Genomic DNA, 23,102 nt, shown 5'->3' with positions numbered 1-23,102 from the left:
TTTGACCGATTCCACGGGCGTTGCCTGTTTTGTGTCGCAAATAATGAAAAAGGCCGGGTTGATTCGCTTGATCAAACGAATCAACCCGGCCCAAGTGCGGCGATTGAATGCGGTGTTACAGCAGGCCGGCCTGGTTGCGATACCACTCGTGGAAGTGCTGCATGCCGTCTTCCATTGGCGACTGGTAAGGACCTACTTCGCTGACGCCGCGCTCCATCAGGATGCGTCGTCCGGCATCCATGCGCAGTGCAATTTCGTCATCTTCGACGCAGGTTTCCATGTAGGCGGCGCGTTCCGCTTCCACCATTTCGCGCTCAAACAGCGCAATCTCTTCCGGATAATAGAACTCGACCACGTTGGTGGTTTTTTGCGGGCCGCGCGGCCACAGCGTCGATACCACCAAGACGTGCGGATACCACTCGACCATGATGTTCGGGTACAGCGTCAGCCAGATCGCGCCGAATTTCGGTGCTTCGCCATTGTTGAACTTGAGGACTTGTTCCTGCCACTTGCGATAGGTCGGCGAACCGGATTTTGCCAATCCGTGGTTGACGCCAACCGTCTGCACGCTGTAATCCTTGCCGAATTGCCATTGCAGATCGTCGCAGCTGACGAAACTGCCCAGGCCCGGATGGAAAGGCTCGACGTGATAATCCTCCAGGTAGACCTCAATGAAGGTCTTCCAGTTGTAGTCGCACTCGTGCACTTCGACGTGGTCGAACAGATAGCCGCTGAAATCCAGGTCCTTGGCAACGCCGAGCTCTGCCAGTTTTTCACCGACATGGAAGGCATTTTGCTCGAACAGCAGGCCGTTCCAGCTTTGCAGCGGTGTCCTGGACAGGTTCATGCACGGCGTTTCGCCGAAATGCGGCGCGCCGATCAGTTCGCCCTTCAGATCGTAAGTCCAGCGATGCAGCGGGCAGACGATGTTGCGTGCATTGCCGCGGCCATCGAACATCTTGGCCTGCCGATGACGGCAGACGTTGGAAATCAACTCAATCCCCTGAGGATTGCGCACCAGCATGCGGCCTTCCGCTTCGGATGCAAGCGTGGCGTAATCGCCGACGTTAGGCACCATCAGTTCATGGCCGACATAACGCGGGCCATTATGGAAGAGTTGCTGGATTTCGCGCTTTAAAAGCGCTTCGTCAAAATAGACGTTGACTGGAAGTTGCGCATCGGAGCGCGCGAGCTTGGTAATAGAAGCCAGATCGGACATCCCTCCACCCCCAAATGTGTTGTATCAACCTAAGAGAGAAAGAATCCGCAAAAACCTGTGTTCAAATAATATGAAACGGAAATTTTGGACAGAACCGAGGATTATCCCATAAAAATCCGGAAAAGGGCGCTGTTTTGGCCTGGTTATCGCCTATTTATCCAGATTAACTGCTCGAAATTCAACGAGTTACACATGTTTGCTCTAAAATAGCGGACTAAACTATTTACATCCACTATGCCAAAAAATCCGATTTCCACCAGCACTCCGGCTTCGTTCGAGCAGGCAATGGCCGAACTGGAGCAACTGGTTGCCCAGATGGAAGCTGGCGAGTTGCCACTGGAAGCCTCTGTTGCCGCCTATAAACGAGGATCGGAGCTGGTCAAGTTTTGCTCTTTGCAACTCGATAAGGTCGACAGCCAGGTCAAGGTACTGGAAGGCGACATGCTCAAGCCGTTCGCCGGTGAAGCCCTCAATGATCACAGCGGCGGAGCCGACGAATGACGGCAGCTCAGCTAACGACGCAGTTGCCGAACCAGGCACAGCCTTTCGCCGACTGGATGCGCCAGGTGCAGGCCGATATGGAGGCTGCCCTCGGCCGTTTCCTGCCAACCGAAACAAGCACGCCGGCGAAGCTGCACCAGGCCATGCGCTATGCGGCGCTGGACGGCGGCAAACGGGTGCGGCCATTGCTGGCATTTGCCGCTGGGGAACTGTTTTCGGCGCCGGCCACTGTCGTGCAACGCGCTGCCGCAGCGGTCGAAATGATTCATGCCTATTCGCTGGTGCACGACGATATGCCGTGCATGGATGACGACGCCTTGCGCCGCGGCAAGCCGACGGTGCACGTGAAATACGACGAAGCGACTGCCTTGCTGGTCGGCGACGCCTTGCAGGCACAGGCATTCGTGGTGCTGGCTGCTGCAGATGAGGGCATCGATGCGGCGCGCCAGATCGTCATGCTGCGCTTGCTGGCGCAGGCTTCCGGTTCGCTCGGCATGTGCGGCGGACAAGCCATCGACCTGGCCAGCGTCGGCCTGAATCTGTCGCTGGCAGAGCTGGAACAGATGCACAAATTGAAAACCGGCGCCTTGCTGCGCGCGTCGGTCTTGCTTGGCGCCTGGAGCGGCAAGGTGTTGTCGCAAGAAGAAGTCGCCGCGCTGGAAGCCTATGGCGCGGCCATCGGCCTGGCGTTCCAGGTAGTCGACGATATCCTTGATGCGACCGCGGATTCTGCTACGCTGGGTAAAACCGCTGGCAAGGATGCTGCCGACAACAAGCCGACTTACGTTTCGATCCTGGGTTTGCCGGAATCGCAGGCGCTGGCGGAAAAATTGCGCAATGACGCCCATCAGGCGCTTGCGATCTTTGGTGACAAGGCACGACGCTTGCGCGAGCTGGCGGATCTGATCGTGCAGCGAAAAGCTTAGTAGGGCATATGGAAATTCTCAATACAATAGACAGCCCGGCAGATTTGCGAAAACTGACACGGGCGCAACTCAAACCGTTAGCCGACGAGTTGCGCGAATTCGTCATCGAATCGGTATCGCAGACCGGCGGCCATCTGTCGTCCAACCTGGGCACGGTGGAACTGACGATTGCGCTGCATTACGTATTCAACACGCCGGAAGACCGCATCGTCTGGGACGTCGGCCATCAAACCTATCCGCACAAGATTCTCACCGGTCGGCGCGAGCGCATGAACACCTTGCGCCAGCTGAACGGCATCTCGGGTTTCCCGCGCCGCGACGAAAGCGAATACGACACCTTCGGCACGGCGCATTCGTCGACTTCGATTTCGGCAGCATTGGGCATGGCCCTGGCCGCCAAGACCAAGGGCGAGACCGACCGCCATGCGATTGCCGTGATCGGCGATGGCGCGATGACCGCCGGCATGGTGTTCGAAGCCATGAACAACGCCGGTGTCTACGACGACATCAACATGCTGGTCATCCTGAACGACAACGACATGTCGATCTCGCCGCCGGTGGGTGCGCTGAACCGCTACCTGGCGCGTTTGATGTCGGGGCAGTTCTACGCGCAGGCCAAGAATGTCGGCAAGTCGATCCTGCCGGCGCCGATGCGGCAGCTGGCCAAGCGTTTTGAAGAACACGCCAAAGGCATGGTGGTGCCTGCCACCATGTTTGAAGAATTCGGTTTCAATTACATCGGTCCGATAGATGGTCATGACCTCGAATCGCTGATCCCGACGCTGCAAAACCTGAAGAACCTGAAAGGCCCGCAGTTCCTGCACGTGGTGACCAAGAAGGGCCAGGGCTACAAGCTGGCGGAAGCCGATCCGGTGCTGTACCACGGCCCCGGCAAGTTCAATCCGGCGGAAGGCATCAAGCCGGCTGCGGTCAGCAAGATGACTTACACCCAGGTGTTCGGCGACTGGCTGTGCGACACGGCGGCACAGGACGAAAAATTGATCGGCATCACCCCGGCGATGTCCGGCGGCTCCGGCCTGGATACGTTTGCCAAGCGTTTCCCGCAACGCTTCTACGACGTTGGCATCGCCGAACAGCATGCAGTCACGTTCGCCGCCGGCATGGCGTGCGAAGGCCTGAAACCGGTGGTGGCGATTTACTCGACTTTCCTGCAGCGCGCCTACGATCAATTGATCCATGACGTCGCCCTGCAAAACCTGGACGTGACGTTTGCGCTGGATCGTTCCGGCCTGGTCGGCGCCGATGGCGCCACCCATGCCGGCAATTACGACATGGCGTACCTGCGTTGCATCCCGAACATGGTGGTGATGGCCGCCTCCGACGAGAACGAATGCCGGCAGATGCTGACTACCGCTTATCAATATAACGGCCCGGCCGCAGTGCGTTATCCGCGCGGCAGCGGCACCGGCGCGGCTATCGATCCGGCACTGACGGTTCTGCCGCTGGGTAAGGGCGAGATCAAGCGCAAAGGTCACAATGTTGCGATCCTGGCCTTCGGCTCGCTGCTGGCGCCTAGCATTGCCGCCGGCGAACTGCTGGACGCCACGGTGGTCAACATGCGTTTCATCAAGCCGCTGGATGTCGAACTGGTGCTGGAATTGGCTGCCAGCCACGACGCACTGGTCACGGTGGAAGAGGGCTGCATCATGGGAGGCGCCGGCGCCGCTGTGGCGGAAGCATTGGCTGCCGCAGGATGTGTCAAGCCGCTCTTGAATCTCGGCCTGCCGGACCGATTTATCGATCATGGCGACGCCAACCTGCTGTTGGCGCAGTGCGGCCTGAATGCCGAAGGCATCGCAGCTTCGATACGTCAGCGCTTTGGCAAAGATCAGCCGCGCCTAGTCGTTAATCAAAATTAATAGAAGCAAAATCAATACAGTAGGGTGGGCATGCAATGCCCACGCGGTAGCAGCCAATTGGCGTCCGCGTGGGCACGATGTGCCCGCCCTACGTTCTTTCACTCTAAGGCTCAGCATTTCATGAATACTCGTGACAACAACCTGACGATTCCAGACGTGCAAAGCAGCGTCGATACCCGCCACATCGCGATCCAGCGTGTCGGCGTCAAAGGCGTACGCTATCCGGTGACGGTGCGCACCGCCGGCAAAGCGCAACCGACTATCGGCAACTGGAACATGTATGTGCATCTGCCGGAACAGCAGAAGGGCACCCACATGTCGCGCTTCATCGCGTTGCTGGAAGGCCTGGACGGCCCGCTCGACGTCACCTCCTTTGGCGAATTGATGCGCAAGATGGTGACCTTGCTGGACGCCGAGCGCGGCCGCATCGAACTGACCTTCCCGTATTTCGTCAACAAGACCGCGCCTGTGTCCGGCGTGCAGAGCTTGATGGATTACGAAGTCGGCCTCACCGGCGAAATCAACAATGGCGTGCTGGAGGTGACGTTGAAAGTGTTGGTGCCGGTGACCAGCCTGTGCCCATGCTCGAAGCAGATTTCCGCTTACGGCGCGCACAACCAGCGTTCGCACATCACCGTCAATGCGGTGCTGGATGGCGAGATATTGGTCGATGAGCTGATTGCCAACATCGAAGCGCAAGCATCGTGCGAACTGTTTGGTTTGCTGAAGCGTCCGGATGAAAAATATGTGACCGAGCGCGCTTACGAGAATCCGAAATTTGTCGAAGACCTGGTGCGCGATGTGGCGGTGGCCTTGAACAACGAGCCGCGCGTGCTGGCGTATGTGCTGGAAGCCGAGAACTTCGAGTCGATCCATAATCACTCGGCATATGCGTTGATCGAGCACGACAAACGTAGCAAATAAGCGTTACAAACAACGGCACTTGCCGCATTGCGGGCCGGCTGATGTTGCACTTCAAGTGCTGCACAGCCGGCCCGTTTTTTATTGTTCGGGTGCGCCGTCCTTTTGCCACAGCACATCGCTACCGCCGTCCGCACGGTTCAGCACGCGCGACAGCACGAACAGCAGATCGGATAAGCGGTTCACATACTGCCGAACCGGCTCATGTACCGTTTCTTCCCGGCCCAGGCTGACAATGCTGCGCTCTGCGCGCCGGCAGACAGTGCGGCAGACATGCGCCAGCGCCGCTGAATGGCTGCCGCCGGGCAGGATGAATTCCTTCAGCGGCGGCAGGTCGGCATTGTATTTCTCCAGCAGTTGATCCAGTTGCATCACTTGTGCTTCGGTAATCAGGGTATAGCCTGGAATGCAAAGTTCGCCGCCGAGATCGAACAGCGCGTGTTGTATCGCCAGCAATTCTGCACGCATCAGCGGATCCAGTTTGTTGCACAACAGAAGTCCAAGTTGCGAATTCAATTCATCAACATCGCCAATGGCCTGGATACGCAAGCTGTCCTTGCCGGTCCTGCTGCCGTCGCCGAGCCCGGTGCTGCCGTTGTCGCCGGTGCGTGTCGCAATTTTTGAAAGTCGGTTGCCCATGTTGTTGCTCGCTTCGTTTGGATTCAGAATGCTGGTACTTTACACCAGCACTAGTCGCCGCTGCGGAGTAAAATCATGACAAAGGAGCATGTCAATGAATCATATAGCCGATTTCGCCGCAACCAGGAAACCATTGCCGGATGACCTGATTGCAACCCTCAAAACCCTGTTCGGCGAGCGTTTCTCGACCACCATGGCGATGCGCGAGCACCACGGCCGCGATGCCTCGTCCTACGATCCGATGCCGCCCGATGCGGTGGTGTTTGCCGAGTCGACCGAAGATGTCGCGGCGCTGGTCAAGCTGTGCAGCGAATATCAGGTGCCGGTGATTCCGTTCGGCAGTGGCACGTCGCTCGAAGGCCATGTACTGGCGCTGCAAGGCGGTATTTCCGTCGACCTGTCGCGCATGAACCGGATGTTGGCAATCCATGCCGAAGACTTGACTGCGACCGTACAGACCGGCGTCACCCGCAAGCAGTTGAATCATGAAATCAAGGATAGCGGCCTGTTCTTCCCGATCGATCCCGGCGCCGATGCTTCGATCGGCGGCATGGCCGCCACCCGCGCTTCCGGCACCAACGCCGTGCGCTACGGCAGCATGCGTGAGAACACGTTGGCGTTGACAGTGGTAACGGCCGATGGCCGCATCATCAAGACCGGTACGCGCGCCAAGAAATCGTCGGCAGGCTACGACCTGACCCGCATCTTTGTCGGCAGCGAAGGCACACTCGGCATCATTACCGAAGTCACCGTCAAGCTGTATCCGCAACCGGAAGCGATTTCCGCCGCAGTCTGTTCGTTTGAAACGATAGCCGATGCTGTCAATGCCGTGATCCAGGCGATCCAGCTTGGCGTGCCGCTGGCGCGGGTTGAACTGCTGGATGAAAACGGCGTGCGTGCGATCAACGCTCACTCCAAGCTGGCGCTGCCGGAGCAGCCGCTGTTGCTGTTTGAATTCCATGGCAGCGAGAATGGCGTCAAGGAGCAGGCCGAGCTGGTGCAGGAAGTGGTGGCGGAGCATCGCGCCACCGGTTTTGAATGGGCGACCCGGCCGGAAGACCGCTCGCGCCTGTGGGCAGCGCGTCACGATGCATATTTCGCGTTGCTACAGCTGCGTCCCGGCAGCCGCGCGATCTCCACCGATTGCTGCGTGCCGATTTCGCGGCTGGCGGAGTGTATCCTCGACACCAAGGCCGATTGCGAAGCGAACGGCCTCGTGTACTCGATCATCGGCCATGTCGGCGACGGCAATTTTCATACGCAGATGTTGGTCGATCCGGATAGTGCGGCCGACATTGCGCGCGCCGAAGGCGTCAATGCGCGCATGGTCAGCCGCGCCATCGCCATGGACGGTACCTGCACCGGTGAACATGGGGTGGGCTTGCACAAGATCGATTTCCTGGTCGAAGAACACGGCGAGGAAGCGATTGCGACCATGCGCATCCTCAAGCATGCGTTCGATCCGAAGAACATCATGAATCCCGGAAAAATAATCCGCTGGTAAACTGCCCGAGCCTGATCAACCCGCCAAGAAAAAAGATGTCGAATAAAACTCCCTTGGTCAATCGCCTGCCGCCGGTGCATGCCTTGTCGGCGTTCGAAGCCGCCGCGCGCCATCATTCGTTTGCGCTGGCGGCCGACGAACTTTGCATTACACCGTCGGCGCTGTCGCACCGTATCCGGCTGCTGGAGGATTTTGTCGGCGAGCGTTTATTTTCACGCGAGGGCCGCACGGTGGCCCTGTCGGAATTCGGCCATCGCTATCTGGATGTGGTGCGCAGCGCCTTGCGCACCCTGACCGAATTCCCACTGCCGCAACGCAATGCCCAGGTGCAGCCGCGCGTCAAGCTGACCGCGCCGCCGACATTCGCACGCAACCTGCTGATTCCGCATCTGGACGATTTCGTCCAGCGCCATCCTGATATCGTGGTCGAGATTTTCCTGTCGGTGCCGCTGTACGACCTGAGCCTGACCGAGAGCGATCTGGAAGTACGTTTCGGCGCCGGCAACTATCCCAACACCACTACCGAAAAGCTATTCGAAGAACCGACCTTTGCTGTCACCAGTCCGCAATACCTGAAGAAAATCGGCCCCCTCGACAAGCCTGCCGACCTGCGCAAGGCGACCTTGCTGCGCTCGGCGCTGGAGCCTTGGCAGCCGTGGTTCCAGGCTGCCGGACTGGATTGGCCTGAGCCATCCTCCGGTTTGCGCGCCGACGACCTGGGTTTGCTGCTGGAATTGGTGCGGCACGGCCACGGCGTAGGCCTGACCCGCAAGCATTTCGCCCAGCAGATGATTGCGCAGGGAGAGCTGGTGCAGCTGTTCGATATCAGCCTGACTTCGCCGCCACACGCCTATTACCTGGTGTACCAGCAAAAGCCGCAGGAACGGCCGGAAGTGACGACTTTCATCGATTGGATGAAGCAGACCTTCAGCCGTATCTGACTTTCCCGGGCAGGCGCTGCCAGCCGCCTGAAAACATTTCACCTGCACGGTGCAAGTTTTTCAGCAGCTGGGTTGGCGGAAAACATCCTGTAAAAAACGCAAAATCGTTATACTCATTGGCGGAGATATAGATCGCTCTGAAGAGCGTCAATAAATAGGAAAACAGCATGAACTCGCTCGCTTCAGCAGCTGAAACCACTTTCAGTCCTGCTCGTCAACAACAGGTAGTCGCCGCGTTGCGGGCGCTGTTGCCGGAACATGCCTTGTTGTCGAATAGCGAAGACACCCGGCCCTACGAATGCGACGGCTTGGCCGCCTACCGGCAAATGCCGATGGTGGTGGCGCTGCCGGAAAACGAAGCGCAAGTAGTTGCCATCCTCAAAACCTGCCGCGACCTGAAGGTGCCGCTGGTGCCGCGCGGCGCCGGCACCGGCCTGTCGGGCGGTGCCTTGCCGATCGCCGATGGCGTGGTGCTGTCGACCGCCAAATTTACCCGCATCGTCAAGCTCGATCCGTATGCCCGAACTGCCGTGGTGCAGCCCGGCGTGCGCAACCTCGCCATTTCCGAAGCAGCTGCAGCGCATGGTTTGTATTACGCGCCGGACCCGTCTTCGCAGATCGCCTGCACCATCGGCGGCAACGTCGCCGAGAATTCCGGCGGCGTGCATTGCCTGAAGTACGGGTTGACTGTCCATAATGTGCTGCGCGTCAGGATGGTGACCATCGATGGCGAGATCGTCGAACTCGGCAGCGAGGCACTGGATGCTCCCGGCCTGGATCTGCTGGCCGTGTTCATCGGCTCGGAAGGGATGCTGGGCGTGGTCACCGAAGTGACGGTCAAATTGATTCCGAAACCGCAGGCGGCAAGAGTCATCATGGCCTCGTTCGACGATGTCGTGAAGAGCGGCAATGCGGTCGCCAACGTGATCGCTGCCGGCATCATCCCGGCTGGCCTGGAGATGATGGACCGCACCAGTTCGCGCATGGTCGAACCTTTCGTCAAGGCCGGCTACGACATCGATGCCGCTGCCATCCTCTTGTGCGAATCGGATGGCACTACGGAAGAGGTCGAAGAAGAAATCGGCCGCATGAGCGCGGTGCTGAATGCCAGCGGCGCTACGCGCATCGAAGTATCGACCTCGGAAGCCGAGCGGCTGCGTTTCTGGTCCGGCCGCAAGAACGCCTTCCCGGCTGCCGGCCGTATCTCTCCCGATTATTACTGCATGGACGGCACCATTCCGCGCAAGAACCTGGCGCAGGTGTTGCTCGGTATCGAACAGATGGAAGCCAAGTACGGCTTGCGTTGCGCCAACGTGTTTCATGCCGGCGACGGCAACCTGCATCCGTTGATCCTGTTCGATGCCAACCTGCCGGGGGAATTTCACCGCGCCGAGGAGTTTGGCGCTGAAATCCTGGAATTGTGCGTCGCCGTTGGCGGCACCATTACCGGCGAACACGGCGTCGGCATTGAAAAAATCAATTCGATGTGCGTGCAGTTCTCGCCGCTTGAGCGTGAGGCGTTCTTCAACGTCAAGCGCGCTTTCGATACGGCGTTCCTGCTCAATCCGGACAAGGCGATTCCGACTTTGCAGCGCTGCGCCGAGTACGGCAAGATGCACGTGCAGCGCGGGCAGTTGAAGTTTCCAGAGTTGCCTCGCTTCTAACCGACAGACACAGAATAATGACTATGGACGCACAGCTTTTCAGGGAACAGGCCAAGGCGCAAATTCTTGCGGCAGGCGCTGCGCATCGTCCGCTGGAAATTCGCGGCAGCGGTAGCAAGGCCTGGTATGGCCAGCAGGTGCAAGGCGAACTGCTCGATACGCGCGGTTATAACGGTGTCATCGATTACGAGCCGACCGAGCTGGTGATTACTGCGCGTTGCGGCACACCGCTGTCCGAGATCGAGGCCTTGCTGGCGCAGCACAATCAGATGCTGCCATTCGAGCCGCCGCATTTCGGCATCGGCGCCACGCTCGGCGGCATGCTTGCCAGCGGGTTATCCGGCCCTTCGCGGCAAGCGGTCGGTGCGCTGCGCGACTTCGTGCTCGGCGCCGTGCTGATGGATGGCAAGGGCGACGTCCTGCACTTCGGCGGCCAGGTCATGAAGAATGTCGCCGGCTACGATGTATCGCGCTTGTTGGCCGGCTCGCTCGGCACATTGGGTTTGATCCTTGAGATGTCGGTGAAAGTGTTGCCGCGGCCGATCGCCAGTAGCAGCCGGCGCTTTGAGCTTTCCCAAGCCGATGCGATCCGTTGCCTGAATCAATGGGGTGGTTTGCCGTTGCCGATTTCTGCCAGCTGCTGGCAGGACGGCATGCTGACGGTGCGTTTGTCGGGTGCGCAAGCCGCAGTCAGCGCAGCGGAAAGAAACCTGGGCGGCGAGGCAGTTGTCGGCGCTGATGAATTTTGGCATGCCGTGCGCGAACAAACGCACTGCTTCTTTGCGACATCCACTGCAAACAAGGCCTTGTGGCGCCTGGCGGTGCCGTCGACAGCCGCGCCGCTGGCCTTGTCGGGTGACACCTTGGTTGAGTGGGGTGGGGCACAGCGCTGGTTGTTTGCCGATGACGATGCAGAGACGATTCGGGCGACGGCTGCCGCCACAGGCGGTCATGCGACCCTGTATCGCGGCGGCGATAAAAGTGCCGGCGTGTTTCATCCGCTGGCTCCTGCGGTAGGACAGATTCATCGACGCCTGAAAGCCAGTTTCGATCCGGCGGCAATTTTCAATATCGGTCGCATGTATCCGGACTTCTAGCCATTCATCACGTAGCCATCCATGCAAACCAATCTAGCCGATTTTATCAAGAACACCCGCCAGGGCCAGGAAGCCGACGCAATTTTGCGCGCCTGCGTGCATTGCGGATTCTGTACCGCCACCTGTCCGACGTATCAACTGCTGGGCGACGAACTGGACGGTCCACGTGGACGAATTTACTTGATCAAACAGGTGCTGGAAGGTGCCCAGGCGACATCCAAGACACAAGTGCATCTTGATCGCTGCCTGACTTGCCGCAACTGCGAATCGACTTGTCCATCCGGCGTTGAATACGGCCGGTTGCTGGATATAGGCCGGAAGGTGGTGGACGACCAGGTGTCGCGTCCGGTTGCTCAGCAATTGACGCGCAAGCTGCTCAAGGAATTCCTGCCGCGGCCATGGCTGTTCAAGCCCGCCATGGCGGCTGGTCAAATGCTGCGTCCGCTGTTGCCGCAGAAGCTCAAGAACAAGATTCCCGAAAAACAGGATGCCGGCGCGCTGCCGCAGCGTCAACATGTACGCAAGATGCTGGTGCTGGACGGTTGCGTGCAACCGGCGATGTCGCCCAACATCAATCGCGCTGCGGCGCGGGTGTTCGATGCGCTCGGCGTGCAATTGCTGGTGGCGCCCAAGGCCGGCTGCTGCGGTGCGATCCGCTATCACCTGAATGATCAGGACGCTGGCCTGGACGACATGCGGCGCAATATCGACGCCTGGTGGCCGTATGTCATCGGCAGCAATGGCCAAGGCGTGGAAGCGATCGTCATGACTGCCTCCGGTTGCGGCGCTACCGTCAAGGAGTACGGCCATCTGCTGGCGCGCGATCCGGTTTATGCGGTGAAGGCCAAGGCCATCTCGGCACTGACCAAGGATTTGTGCGAAATCCTGCCGGCATTCGAGGCGGAGTTGCAGCAACAACTGAAAGGAAAATTTCCCGAACGGGTGGCTTATCATCCTCCCTGCACTTTGCAGCACGGTCAACAAATTCGCGGCAAGGTAGAAGGGCTGCTACGCAGCGTCGGCATTGATGTGCAGACCTGTGCGGATAGTCATTTGTGTTGCGGATCGGCCGGCACTTATTCAGTGCTGCAGCCGGAGCTGTCGTATCGCTTGCGCGATAACAAACTCGACAAGCTGCAAGCGACCAAGCCGGACATGATCGTCTCGGCCAATATCGGTTGCCTGACGCATTTGCAATCAGGCACCGAGACGCCGGTCAGGCATTGGATAGAACTGTTGGATCAGGGGCTTTCATCCGGACCAGCCGCCTGATCCTGTATCCGACTAGAACTGATGGCGGATCCCGACCGCCGCGACAAATTGCTTGCCATCGGAAGACGGTGAACCATTTTGCGAATCACCAACAACGGCAACCGCATTGACCGGTGTCACGCCGTTGGCGCCCAAGGTCTGGCCGCGCGCCTTTTGATAGGCTTCCAGGAAATACAGTGCGGTCCGCTTGGAGAAGTCGTAAGTCTGCTCCAGGGAAATTTGCTGATAACGCGCCGGATCGCTGATACCGTTTGCCGCCGATTCGCGCGTGTAGCTATAACCGGCAGCCAGAGTTACCGCCGACGTCAACTTGTAGGTGGAGATCACACCAGCGGTGTTGAAGGTAGCCTGATGGGTGAACAGCGACATCGCTCCCGGCGCCATCTGCACATTGGAAAAATTCAAGCCCAGCATCAGATTCGCCGTGGCGTTATAGCGTGCCGCGGCGGCGATCATTTGCACCGATTTCGCCGAGGCATAGCCGGCATTGACCGGCGATTGTGCGTAACTGCCTGAGGTGACGTTCGGGTCCCATTGGGCAAAGCCCTTGAGATTGTTGTTGTTCAGTTTCAGATAGCCTAGCGCCACGCTCATCGCATTGTAGTCATAACGCAGCGCCGCGCTGGTCGAATTGCCGGCGCTGATGGCGCCGGCATTTTCGCCGAAGCCATACAGGGCGCTGGCCTGGAAACCGCCGATTACCGGCGTCGCATACACCAGCGAATTGTTGATGCGGACGGTGGTGTCGAGACCGTCCAGATCGCCGGGATGGGCGCCGGTGGCGCCAGTCAGCACGCCGGTTGGGCCGAGGCCGCCGACATAGCGCCAGTACGGCGTGTACTGGCGACCGAGTGTAAATGTGCCGTAGCGGGCATCGCTCAAGCCGACAAAGGCTTGGCGATTAAAGGCTTTGGTGGCATCGCTCTGGGCGCCATTGTTGAGGCTGAAACCTTGCTCCAACGTGAAAATCGCCTTGCTGCCGCCACCCAGGTCCTCGCCGCCGGTGAAGCCAAGCTTGCTGGCATTCAGATTGCCGCTGTTCATATAGGTGTTTGAATTGCCGCGTTGATTGCTTGAGTAAACAATCGCCGCATCGGCGGTACCGTAAATCGTGACGCTGGTTTGCGCCTGACTATATGCGGCGCCAGTCAGCGACGTGGTTGCCAGTAATAATTTGAGTGTTGTGTTTTTCATGTCTCCCCCTTGGGTTTTATTTATTGAAACGTTTAAGAATGCTGACGATCTTTTGCTTGATGGATGGCTTGGGATCGGCTTGCAGTTTGATTTTCAACTGGATTTCACGACGTTGATTGACGATGGCGTCGCCCAGGATGGCGGCGGCGCTGAGTACAACCTGGCGCGTTTCATGCTGCGGCAGCAGCAAGGTCACCAGGTCGGATGCCGGCTGGATGCCGGTGCATTCAAGATCGATGTCCAGCGTTTCAGCATTGCTCTGGACCTGGATTTTCCACAGGCTGCTCTTGCCGTCCAGGTAGGCATTGCTGTCGCCGTCGTCGTCGAAGAATTCTGTTTCAAAAGCGCCATCCTGCTGATGTGGGAACACCATGAAGCCTTGTAGATGCGCAGCCTGGTTGAAGTGCTGTTCAGCGACGTTGATGGCGATGGCGCTGCCCGCACGCGCCAGCAGCGGCGGTTGTTCACCCACGGCCGGCAATACGATCTCTTGCCCGCCGTGGTGATGGGCGCCGCTCCAGAAGTCGTACCAGTCGGCGCCGGCGGGAAGATAGACGTTGCGACTGCTCTGGTTTGGTTCAACCACTGCCGCCAGCAGCAGGCTGCTGCCGATCAGCATGTCGTCGTTTTCGGTGAAGCATTTCGGATCGTTTGGAAAGGCCAGGAAAGTCGGCCTGATCATCGGTTCGTAGTGCTGGTGATAACGCCACAGCAGGTCGTAGAAATACGGCGTCAGGCAGGCGCGCAGCTTGAGCAGGTTGCGAATCGCAGGGGTAATCTCGGGATACATCCAGGGTTCATTGACGGTCTTGTCGTCGTTCCAGGAATGGATCGAAAAGCGCGGCATGAAAATGCCGAACTGCACCCAGCGCAACAGCAACTCCGGGCTTGGCGCCGGGCCGCTGAAGCCGCCGACGTCGTGGCCGGTGTTGGAGATGCCGGACATGGCCAGGCCCAGTCCCATCTTGATGTTGTACTTCAAGGTCTGCCACGAGGTGTAGTTGTCGCCGGACCAGGTTTGCACGTAACGCTGCATGCCGGCGGCGCCTGCGCGCGATACCAGGTAGGGCCGCTTGTCCGGCGTGAATTCGGTTTGCGCTTCCCGCGAAGCGGCCATCATCAGCAGGGTTTGCAAGCCTTTCGCTTCGACCGCCTTGAAGCGCTGGCCGAAGCCGTTGGCGGTGGCTTGGGGATTCAATACCTGGAATTCATTGTTGTCGTTCCAGGTGCTGGTAATGCCGTATTCCAGCAGCGAGGTGGTAACCGCGCGTTTCCACCAGGCGATGGTGTCGGGATTGGTAAAGTCCAGATAGGCGCCGATTGCATCCCAGAACTGCACCATTTCCGGTTTGCCGTCCTGGTTCTTGATGAACAGGTTCAGGCTTTCGGCTTCGCTGAAGCGGGGGTGATCTTGCAACAGGCAAGGCTTGATGTTGGCGCACAGGCGGATGCCGTGATCCAGGTAGTGCTGGGCGAAGGCCTTCGGATCGGGAAACTTGTCGCGATTCCAGTTGAAGACGTAGCGCTTGTTGTCGATCGAGGTGTAGCCGGAGGACAGGTGGAATGAATCGCACAACATGTCGTGCTGCTCGCAGTTGGCCAGGAACTCATTCATCTTTTCTTGCGCGTTCGGCTCGTCGGTATACGTCATGGTCGAACCGGAATAGCCCAATCCCCATTTCGGCGTGAACGCCGGCTTGCCGGTCATCCAGGTATAGCGTCGCACTACCTGTTCCATGCTGTCGCCAGCGATGAAGTAATAGTCCAGGTCGCCGTGGTCGGCGACGAAATAGCGGTAGTGGCCGTGATAGTTGTCCATCTCGCAGCCCATGTCGAGCTTGCCTTCGGACAGGGTGTCGTAGAACAGGCCGAAGGCGGCTTGCTGGCGCTTGCTCCAGGTGACATAGAACGGAATGTGCTTGTACAAGACATCGGTGCTGCTGGCGTTGTAGCCCATCGCATCGATGGTTTTCAGCGAGTAGCTGCGGCCATGGCGGTTGGTGTCGCCGCTGCGCTCGCCGAGGCCGAAATACATTTCATCCTCAGCATCGCGTTTCAGATAGTGATAGACCTTGTCGTCCCAGTAGCCAAAATTGACGGCTTGCGTGCTGCGGTCGCGCGCCACTTCTTTCCACTCGCCGGCGGGACGGGTTTCCCAACTGCAGAACAAGCCTTTCAGCTGTACTGTCAGGCGGATTTTCTCGGTCTGTATCTGCAGGGCGCCGGACAGGTTCCTGAGGGTGTAGTCGGGCTGGGAAAAGCCCGCCAGCGACAAGCGTTCACGGCCCTCCAGCGGCAACTGCTGGGTGCCGGGCGCGATTGCCCAGGTGCGTGGAAAATGCAGCTGCGCATCCGGTAGCACCACGACGCGGATGATGTCCTGTTCAAGGACGAAGATATGGGCGACATGGCCGTCTTCGCTTTTCAGCGTCAGCGTTGCGCCGTTCTTTTCTGCCAGGTGGAATTCAGGAATATGGTTAACCGACATGCAAATCTCCAAAGTGCTTGGTTCAGGTTCTGGCCAATGTGGCGCTGTTGTCTTTATAGCCGCGATACAGCAGGAACAGGATGGTGGCTCCCACTACGTCGAACATGCCCAGGGCCGCAAACAGCGGGGTGTAGCCGATCGATTCGGCCAATTGCCCGATCAACAGTGAAAACGAGAGGCCGCCAATCCAGCTGATCATGCCGGTCAGGCCGTTGGCCGTACCGACTTCGCGGGTGTTGAAGACATCGGTCGTCATGGTGTTGACCAGGCCGGAAATCATTTGATGAGCGAAGCCGCCTATGCAAAACAGGGCGATCGCAGTGTAAGGACTCTGCACATAGCCGACAAAGCCGACACTGGTCATCAGCAGCGCGCCGGTGGCGATGCCGGCGATGCGTGAGTTGACCAGCTTGAGTTTCAAATGCTTCATCAGGAACGGTGACAGATAGCCGCCCAGGATGCCGCCCATGTCAGCGGCAAAGAATGGCATCCAGCCGAAGATGGCGAACTCTTTCAGGTTCATGCCGCGCACTGAAATGAAGTACAGCGGAATCCAGAAGTTGAAGGTTTGCCAGGCCGGCTCCGCCAGGAAGCGCGTGATGGCAATGCCCCAGAAGCGGCGTGTGCTGACGATTGTCTTGACGGATGGCTTGGCGTGCGATTGGCTTTCGGCGATGCTTTCCTGGCCGGAAAGAATGTATTCGCGTTCGGCATCGGACAAGTTGGGATGGTCTTTCGGGGCGCGGTAGAAGAAGAACCACAAACCTGCAAAGACGAAGCCCATTGCCCCGGTCACGATGAACGCGGCTTGCCAGCTATGCTTGTACAGCAGCCAGGCCACCAGCACCGGCGCGATCACTGCGCCCATGGAAGTGCCGGCGTTGAAATAGCCAACCGCCACGGAACGCTCCTGTTTTGGAAACCATTCCGACACGGCCTTGATGCCGGCCGGTATCGCCGCAGCCTCGGTCAGGCCGAGCAAGCCGCGGAAAAATGCCAGCGACAGCCAGCCGGTGGCAAAACCATGCAGCATCCCGACCACCGACCAGGCGGCGGCGAACAGCGCGAAGCCGACTTTCAAACCGAGGAAATCGATGATGTAGCCGCACACCGGCTGCATGACGGTGTAGGCGACCTGGAAGGCTGCCACCACATACGAGTATTCCTTGGTGGTGAAGGCTAGATCGTGTTTCAGCGTGTCGGCCAGCACGCCCAGCGAATTGCGCGATATGTAGTTCAGGATGGTGCCAAAACATACGAGGGCAATAATCCACCAGCGCAAACCTTTGATACGTTTCATATTTTTTTGTCTCGGTTAGTTTTTATAAGCAACGCCAATGTGGCGTCACGGTTATTCCGGAACTGCGGTTACATCAAGAAAATCCAGCCGGATGTCGCAGCTGAATGTGTGGCCACCAGCAAGGCGCTGCAGGCCGGTATTCGAATGTCCGGCTTGCGCCAGGTTGACGGCATCGGCGACGTGGGTTACCGGCTCGATGCAGAAATAATCGCGCATCGCCGGCGCGTGCAATACCAGGTGCGAGACAGACGGCGACGCCGATATCAGGATGCGGTTGCCTTGGTTGTCCGCGACGCTGGCTTGTCGTTGCCAGCCGCCGTAGTAATAAGTCAACTCATCGTCGGCTGCGATCGCGCGCGCGGAACGATAGTCGTGTTGCGCCCTTATCTCGCCAACTCCGGTTGCGACATGTTCGGCATCGGCATGCCACAGCTGCCGGGCGTCAAAGGCAACATGCTGCGCGAAGCGGCGTGGAAAGTAGGGATGGAAACCGGCGCCGAGCGGCATCGGCGGCAATGGCTCGTCGCTAAGATTGCGGAATTCGAGTTTCATGCTGAGCGCGCCAGCATCCAATACGATTTTTTGTCTCGCCTCGAATGCCCATGGCCAGCCGTGTTCGCCGGCCGCGTGGCTGTACAGCATCTCCGCGCTGTTGTCGTCGCAATCCAGCAGTTCCCATTCTGCGGTGTGGCTAAAGCCGTGCATGGCGTGGTGTTCACCGGGGTGTAGCGGCAACGTGAGTTGCAGGCCATCCCAGGAAAATTTCCCGGCACGGATGCGGTTGGAAAACGGCAGCAGGGGATAGATGCCGGCTTTGGGCCATGCGGTTGCAGGAAAACCATCCTGGCGGCATTGCTCAGATATCGGCACGATCCAGTCCATCGCCTGGCCGTCGTGCAGCGAGATCAACGAAGTGACTCGTCCACCCGCAGACGGCGACAGCGTTAGCCGCCAGCCGTCTTTGCTCAGCACGATCTCTGGCGCGAGATGAAGTGTCTTCATTTGTTTTTGGAATAGTCCACGGCAGCGAAGCCGCCACCCTGAAACTGTTCCGCCAACGGACCGCCCCTGCTGGGAATATCTGCGATCCGCGCGGCAAAGTCTTCTGCGTTGCTTTGCGGTTGATAGCCGATGGGATTGTCGGTCTGCTGCCACCAGCGGCGCGTATTGGCCGACACGCCGTACATGATCTGGAATCCGACTTGCGGCGCTTCTATGCAGCATTCAACCAGGTGTTGCATGTCGGGATGCGAGAGCCAGGTATGCAGATGGCGCCGTTCGAAAGGTTCGGTCTCGAACGAACCGATGCGTAGGCAAACCGATTCGACGCCGTGCTTGTCGTAATACAGCCGGGCGATGCCTTCGCCCCAGACCTTGCTGATGCCGTACAGGCTGTCCGGTCTTACTGCAGCGTATTCGTCGATTTCGGCTTCCACCGGATACATGCCGATGGCGTGATTGGAGCTTGGATAGACGACGCGCACTGCATGGGAACGGGCAGCCTGATACACGCTGAGCAGGGCTTTCAGGTTGTGCTCGATCAGCAGATCAAGTTCAAGATCGGTGCCGATGCCGGCCATGTGCACCACCGCATCTGCGCCTGCCAGCAGCTCCGAGCAAAAGGCCGCATCGCGCAGGTCGCCGGCATGCAGGGTTTCGTGCGCGGCCATCGGGCCGAGCGGTTTGATGTCATTGAGCCGCAACCGATAACGGCCATCCGACCATTGCTGCCTGAGGACCTTGCCGATGTTGCCGGCGGCGCCGGTAAGCACGATGGTTTTCATATGCCGAACTCCGCGACGGTTGTACCGGCCACCGGCATGCTCACTGCAAACAGTGCGCCGGCCAATGGTTCCTGCGCCAGTTCATCGGCGCTCATGTTTTCGGTAAGTGATGTGACGTACAGCGTTTTCAGGTCGCTGCCGCCGAAGGCGCACATGGTTGGGCGCGATACCGGCAGTGGCAGATAACCCAGCAATTCGCCTTGCGGTGAAACTTTGTTGATGCGTCCGGCGGTGATGCCGCAGCCCCAGTAACAGCCATCGGCATCGACCGCGCCGCCATCGGGACGGCCCCATTCCGCTTGCATCTGCACGAATATTTCACGCGGGCCGAGCGTGCCGCTGGCGACGTCGAAATCATAGCGATAGATCATTGCCCGGCGTGAGTCGGAGTGGTACATGGTGCGGCCGTCAGGGCTCCATGCCAGGCCATTGGACACCACCAGTCCGTTGCCGTGGGCGCTGATGCTGCCGTCCGGCGCCAACCGATAGAGCGAGGCGCAGGCTTGCTTGTCGGCGCGGTCGTCCATGGTGCCAGCCCAGAAAGCGCCGTCCGGCCCGGTCTTGCCGTCGTTGAGGCGGTTGTGCGAAATATGCGGTTCTGGATGAGCGATCAGGGTCCAGCTGGCGTCAGCCGGATCAAACCAATGAAAGCCGCTGCGCAATGCGGCGACAATCTTGCCGTTCTTTGCCAGGCTGATGGAGCCGATTGAGGCCGGCGCCGGCCAGCTGCGTTGCTGTCCGGAGGCCGGATCAAAGCGATACAGCGCCGGTTTCAGAATGTCCACCCAATACAAGACTTGTTCACGTTGCGACCACACCGGCGACTCGCCGACGATTGCACCCTCGTCGCAGATCACGCGGACTGGATAATCAAATTGCTGAATCATGGTGCTACCTCATTGCGGGTCATGCGATGGTTGGGTATACAGGCCTATATGATGCTGGCTTCTTGAAAACTTGGTCGCTGCGCGCGCTGTTCTAGCGCAGCAGGCAAGGTTTCTTGTTGTCGAATTTCCAGCCCGGAATCAGATATTGCATGGCGATGGCGTCGTCGCGCGCACCCAGCCCCATGTTGCGATACAGCTGATGCGCGGCCTCCAGTTCTGCCAGGTCCAGCTCGATGCCGAGACCGGGTTTTTTGGGCACCTCGACCATGCCGCCGACGATCTGCAGCGGTTCCTTGGTCAGGCGCTGGCCATCCTGCCAGATCCAATGGGTATCGATGGCGGTGATGTTGCCGGGGGCAGCCGCAGCCACGTGCGTGAACATCGCCAGCGAGATATCGAAATGGTTGTTGGAGTGTGAACCCCAGGTCAGGCCCCACTCGTGGCACATCTGCGCTACCCGCACTGAACCTTGCATGGTCCAGAAGTGCGGGTCGGCCAGCGGGATGTCTACCGATTGCAGCTGGATCGCATGGCCCATTTCGCGCCAATCGGTGGCGATCATGTTGGTCGCGGTTTGCAGACCGGTCGCACGGCGGAACTCAGCCATCACTTCGCGTCCGGAAAAGCCGTTCTCGGCGCCGCACGGATCTTCCGCATAAGCCAGCACGGAATGCTGGTCGCGGCACAGGCGGATCGCGTCCTTGAGCAGCCAGCCACCATTTGGATCGAGCGTGATGCGCGCTTGCGGAAAGCGTTCCGCCAATGCGGTCACGGCTTCCATTTCATCTTCGCCGCGCAGCACGCCGCCCTTGAGTTTGAAATCGTTGAAGCCGTAACGTTGATAGGCTGCTTCCGCCAGCGCGACTACCGCTTGCGCGTCGAGCGCCGGTTGGTGGCGCAGGCGCAACCAGTCATCTTTGGCATCAAGTTCGTTGGCGTAAGGCAGGTCGGTGGCGCTGCGGTCGCCGATGTAGAACAGGTAACCGAGCATTTTCACCGCCTCGCGCTGCTGGCCTTCGCCTAGCAAGGCGGCCACTGGCACGCCGAGGAATTTTCCCAGCAGGTCGAGCAGGGCGGCTTCCAGCGCCGTCACGGCGTGGATGGCGATGCGCAGGTCAAAGGTTTGCAGCCCGCGGCCGCCAGCGTCGCGGTCGCTGAAAGCGGTACGGGCGCTGTTCAGGATGGCCTGGTAGTTGCCGATGGCTTTGCCCAGCAGCAGCGGGCGCGCATCTTCCAACGTTTGCCGGATGCGTTCGCCGCCCGGCACTTCGCCGACGCCGATGTTGCCGGAGCTATCGGTGAGGACCACGATATTGCGGGTGAAGTAGGGGCCGTGTGCGCCGCTCAGGTTGAGCAACATGCTGTCGCGTCCGGCGACCGGCACCACGCGCATGTCGACGATGAGGGGAGTGCTCGATAGCGGGAATTGCGTGCTCGATGATGTCATGTAAGGCTGCCTGTGGCTAAGTGGATATCGAATCGGGTGATGCTGTCGGTACGCGCCTCGGCTTGCTGCAGAGCGGTTGCGCCTTGCGCGCCTGGCGTGGTTTTAGTTGCATTATTTTCACAAAATGGGACCGCTACCAATTCAAATGGTAGCGGTCCCATTTTTGACTGTCAATGCTTATTTTTGTGAAAGAAGGGTTTAAACGCTGGCGCGCTCTATGATGCTGAAGCCGATATCGCAGACCGGTTCGGCGACGCTTTTTCCTTCGGAACGGGCGATGATGAAACGGGCCGCGGTGCTGCCGATGACGGTGCCGTCGATGCGCACGGTGGTCAGCGGCGGTTGCAGGTCGCGTGCAAAAGACAGGTCGCCGAGACCGATCACCGCCAGCTGTTTTGGAATGGAAATGCCGCTGGCTTGCGCTTCGATCATGACGCCAAGCGCCAGCATGTCGGAGCTGCAAAATACGGCATCGATATCGGCGGCGCGCGCCAACATGTCTTGCAGCGCGCTGCGGCCGTGGCCGAGCGTGGTTGGTGCGGCCACTTCGCAGGAGGGAATCTCGCTTGCTTCTGCCGGAGCCATGCCGAGTCGCACTGCTTCCTTTGAAAAGGCGCTGACACGGCGACGGCTGCGGTCGTCGCTGGCGCCGATGGCGGCAACCCGGCGGCGACCTGCGGCGTGCAGGTATTGCGCAACCGCAGTGCCGATCTTTTCATGGGAGAAACCGACCAGCATGTCGACCGGCGTCGGCGTCAGGTCCCAGGTTTCGACCACCGGAATGCCGCTCGCCAGCAAGCGCCGCCGGGCTTGCGCCGAGCGGTTGATGCCGGTCAGCACGATGCCGTCAGGCCGACGACCGATGATGGCGTCGAGCAGCGCATCTTCGCGTGAGTTTTCATAACCGCTCTGACCCAGCATGACCTGGTAGCCGGCAGCGGCAAGGGTGTCGGTCAGCGACTCTACGGTTTCCAGAAACATCGGACCGGACAGGGTGGGCACCACCGCGGCGACCAGGCGACTTTTCTGCGATGCCAGCGCGCCGGCCAGCAGGTTCGGCACGTAGCCGGTTTGCTGCACAGCGGCCTGGACTTTTTGCAAGACCTTGGCGGAAACTGCATCGGGCGTGTTCAATGCACGCGAAGCGGTGATCGGCGCCACGCCGGCTAGCTTGGCGACGTCGCGCAGGGTGAAACCGCCGGTCTTGCGGCCACCTTTGCGGCGCGCAGTAACATCGGCTACGACTGCATCCAGTAATGTTTCTTTTTCCATGGCGAAATTCTATCATTAATGAAAATGATACCGTTACCATTTTGCAATTTGTGATGCAAATCTGCCGCATCATGCAGGACTAGTCCGCTACAATCCAGGTTGGATTCCCATACTGCGGAATTCCAATCATAATAAAAAACTTTAAAAATACGCACGGGACAGGTTT

General features: G+C 59.1%; 20 protein-coding genes. 9 read left to right on the top strand and 11 right to left on the bottom strand.

The genetic code is table 11. The features are described from left to right. Window positions 1-115: 115 nt before the first annotated feature. Complete coding sequence (locus ACIPF8_RS18405; RefSeq protein ID WP_400423735.1) at window positions 116-1,219, bottom strand: aromatic ring-hydroxylating dioxygenase subunit alpha; 1,104 nt, start codon at window positions 1,217-1,219, stop codon at window positions 116-118. Window positions 1,220-1,453: 234 nt separating this feature from the next. Between ACIPF8_RS18405 and ACIPF8_RS18400 the strand changes: the two genes are divergently transcribed. The 4 genes from ACIPF8_RS18400 to folE2 all read left to right on the top strand — a co-directional run bounded on the left by ACIPF8_RS18400 (window position 1,454) and on the right by folE2 (window position 5,450). Continuing rightward, window positions 1,454-1,720: an exodeoxyribonuclease VII small subunit gene (locus tag ACIPF8_RS18400; RefSeq protein WP_400423734.1), complete on the top strand. Its 267-nt coding sequence runs from the start codon at window positions 1,454-1,456 to the stop codon at window positions 1,718-1,720. Continuing rightward, entirely contained in the window at window positions 1,717-2,646 is a 930-nt protein-coding gene (locus tag ACIPF8_RS18395) for a polyprenyl synthetase family protein (RefSeq protein WP_400423733.1), read from the top strand. Before ACIPF8_RS18400 ends, ACIPF8_RS18395 begins: the two co-directional genes overlap by 4 nt. 8 nt (window positions 2,647-2,654) lie before the next feature. Then, window positions 2,655-4,526 (top strand): 1-deoxy-D-xylulose-5-phosphate synthase, encoded by a 1,872-nt coding sequence (gene dxs / locus ACIPF8_RS18390; RefSeq protein WP_400423732.1) that lies wholly within the window; start codon window positions 2,655-2,657, stop codon window positions 4,524-4,526. Between the two features lie 120 nt (window positions 4,527-4,646). After that, on the top strand, window positions 4,647-5,450 hold the full coding sequence (gene folE2 / locus ACIPF8_RS18385; RefSeq protein ID WP_400423730.1) for a GTP cyclohydrolase FolE2: 804 nt from the start codon (window positions 4,647-4,649) through the stop codon (window positions 5,448-5,450). Between the two features lie 78 nt (window positions 5,451-5,528). Here the strand turns inward: folE2 and ACIPF8_RS18380 are convergent, their stop codons facing one another. Then, window positions 5,529-6,086: a cob(I)yrinic acid a,c-diamide adenosyltransferase gene (locus ACIPF8_RS18380; RefSeq protein WP_400423728.1), complete on the bottom strand. Its 558-nt coding sequence runs from the start codon at window positions 6,084-6,086 to the stop codon at window positions 5,529-5,531. A 94-nt stretch (window positions 6,087-6,180) separates the two neighbouring features. Here ACIPF8_RS18380 and ACIPF8_RS18375 point away from each other — a divergent pair, with 94 nt between their 5' ends. Both ACIPF8_RS18375 and ACIPF8_RS18370 read left to right on the top strand, forming a co-directional pair. Next, on the top strand, window positions 6,181-7,590 hold the full coding sequence (locus ACIPF8_RS18375) for an FAD-binding oxidoreductase (protein WP_400423727.1): 1,410 nt from the start codon (window positions 6,181-6,183) through the stop codon (window positions 7,588-7,590). Window positions 7,591-7,643: 53 nt separating this feature from the next. Next, on the top strand, window positions 7,644-8,531 hold the full coding sequence (locus ACIPF8_RS18370) for a LysR substrate-binding domain-containing protein (RefSeq protein ID WP_400423783.1): 888 nt from the start codon (window positions 7,644-7,646) through the stop codon (window positions 8,529-8,531). On the opposite strand, the gene ACIPF8_RS18365 is transcribed toward ACIPF8_RS18370, so the two are convergent. After that, on the bottom strand, window positions 8,518-8,700 hold the full coding sequence (locus ACIPF8_RS18365; RefSeq protein WP_400423725.1) for a hypothetical protein: 183 nt from the start codon (window positions 8,698-8,700) through the stop codon (window positions 8,518-8,520). The two genes, ACIPF8_RS18370 and ACIPF8_RS18365, sit on opposite strands and share 14 nt — an antisense overlap. Here ACIPF8_RS18365 and ACIPF8_RS18360 point away from each other — a divergent pair. Genes ACIPF8_RS18360 through glcF form a run of 3 tightly spaced genes read left to right on the top strand, consistent with a single transcriptional unit; the run spans window position 8,699 to window position 12,564 of the window. After that, window positions 8,699-10,195 (top strand): FAD-linked oxidase C-terminal domain-containing protein, encoded by a 1,497-nt coding sequence (locus ACIPF8_RS18360; RefSeq protein ID WP_400423724.1) that lies wholly within the window; start codon window positions 8,699-8,701, stop codon window positions 10,193-10,195. The two genes, ACIPF8_RS18365 and ACIPF8_RS18360, sit on opposite strands and share 2 nt — an antisense overlap. Window positions 10,196-10,212: 17 nt before the next feature. Continuing rightward, on the top strand, window positions 10,213-11,292 hold the full coding sequence (gene glcE / locus ACIPF8_RS18355; protein ID WP_400423722.1) for a glycolate oxidase subunit GlcE: 1,080 nt from the start codon (window positions 10,213-10,215) through the stop codon (window positions 11,290-11,292). A gap of 21 nt (window positions 11,293-11,313) precedes the next feature. After that, window positions 11,314-12,564: a glycolate oxidase subunit GlcF gene (glcF, locus tag ACIPF8_RS18350; RefSeq protein WP_400423720.1), complete on the top strand. Its 1,251-nt coding sequence runs from the start codon at window positions 11,314-11,316 to the stop codon at window positions 12,562-12,564. Window positions 12,565-12,576: 12 nt separating this feature from the next. On the opposite strand, the gene ACIPF8_RS18345 is transcribed toward glcF, so the two are convergent. The 8 genes from ACIPF8_RS18345 to ACIPF8_RS18310 all read right to left on the bottom strand — a co-directional run bounded on the left by ACIPF8_RS18345 (window position 12,577) and on the right by ACIPF8_RS18310 (window position 22,936). Then, on the bottom strand, window positions 12,577-13,758 hold the full coding sequence (locus ACIPF8_RS18345) for a porin (protein ID WP_400423718.1): 1,182 nt from the start codon (window positions 13,756-13,758) through the stop codon (window positions 12,577-12,579). A 16-nt stretch (window positions 13,759-13,774) separates the two neighbouring features. After that, window positions 13,775-16,246, bottom strand: coding sequence for a TIM-barrel domain-containing protein (locus ACIPF8_RS18340; RefSeq protein WP_400423716.1), 2,472 nt, complete (start codon window positions 16,244-16,246; stop codon window positions 13,775-13,777). Between the two features lie 22 nt (window positions 16,247-16,268). Next, a complete protein-coding gene (locus tag ACIPF8_RS18335) occupies window positions 16,269-17,546 on the bottom strand; it encodes an MFS transporter (protein WP_400423714.1) in 1,278 nt (425 codons plus the stop codon). Between the two features lie 51 nt (window positions 17,547-17,597). Then, window positions 17,598-18,548 carry an aldose 1-epimerase gene (locus ACIPF8_RS18330; protein ID WP_400423712.1) on the bottom strand — a complete coding sequence of 317 codons (951 nt, stop codon included), beginning with the start codon at window positions 18,546-18,548 and terminating at the stop codon, window positions 17,598-17,600. Beyond that, complete coding sequence (locus tag ACIPF8_RS18325; protein WP_400423710.1) at window positions 18,545-19,330, bottom strand: NAD-dependent epimerase/dehydratase family protein; 786 nt, start codon at window positions 19,328-19,330, stop codon at window positions 18,545-18,547. Before ACIPF8_RS18325 ends, ACIPF8_RS18330 begins: the two co-directional genes overlap by 4 nt. Continuing rightward, window positions 19,327-20,217, bottom strand: a complete 891-nt coding sequence (locus tag ACIPF8_RS18320; protein ID WP_400423708.1) for an SMP-30/gluconolactonase/LRE family protein — start codon at window positions 20,215-20,217, stop codon at window positions 19,327-19,329. The genes ACIPF8_RS18325 and ACIPF8_RS18320 overlap by 4 nt, the downstream gene beginning before the upstream one ends. A 91-nt stretch (window positions 20,218-20,308) precedes the next feature. After that, window positions 20,309-21,664 carry a glucarate dehydratase gene (gene gudD / locus ACIPF8_RS18315; RefSeq protein ID WP_400423706.1) on the bottom strand — a complete coding sequence of 452 codons (1,356 nt, stop codon included), beginning with the start codon at window positions 21,662-21,664 and terminating at the stop codon, window positions 20,309-20,311. A gap of 198 nt (window positions 21,665-21,862) precedes the next feature. Beyond that, window positions 21,863-22,936, bottom strand: coding sequence for a LacI family DNA-binding transcriptional regulator (locus ACIPF8_RS18310; RefSeq protein WP_400423704.1), 1,074 nt, complete (start codon window positions 22,934-22,936; stop codon window positions 21,863-21,865). Window positions 22,937-23,102 lie beyond the last annotated feature (166 nt).

It is taken from the genome of Collimonas sp. NPDC087041 (assembly GCF_044745265.1).
GTDB lineage: Bacteria > Pseudomonadota > Gammaproteobacteria > Burkholderiales > Burkholderiaceae_D > Collimonas.
Note: the sequence above shows the minus strand (reverse complement) of the source record. Positions and strands in the feature narration are given on the sequence as shown.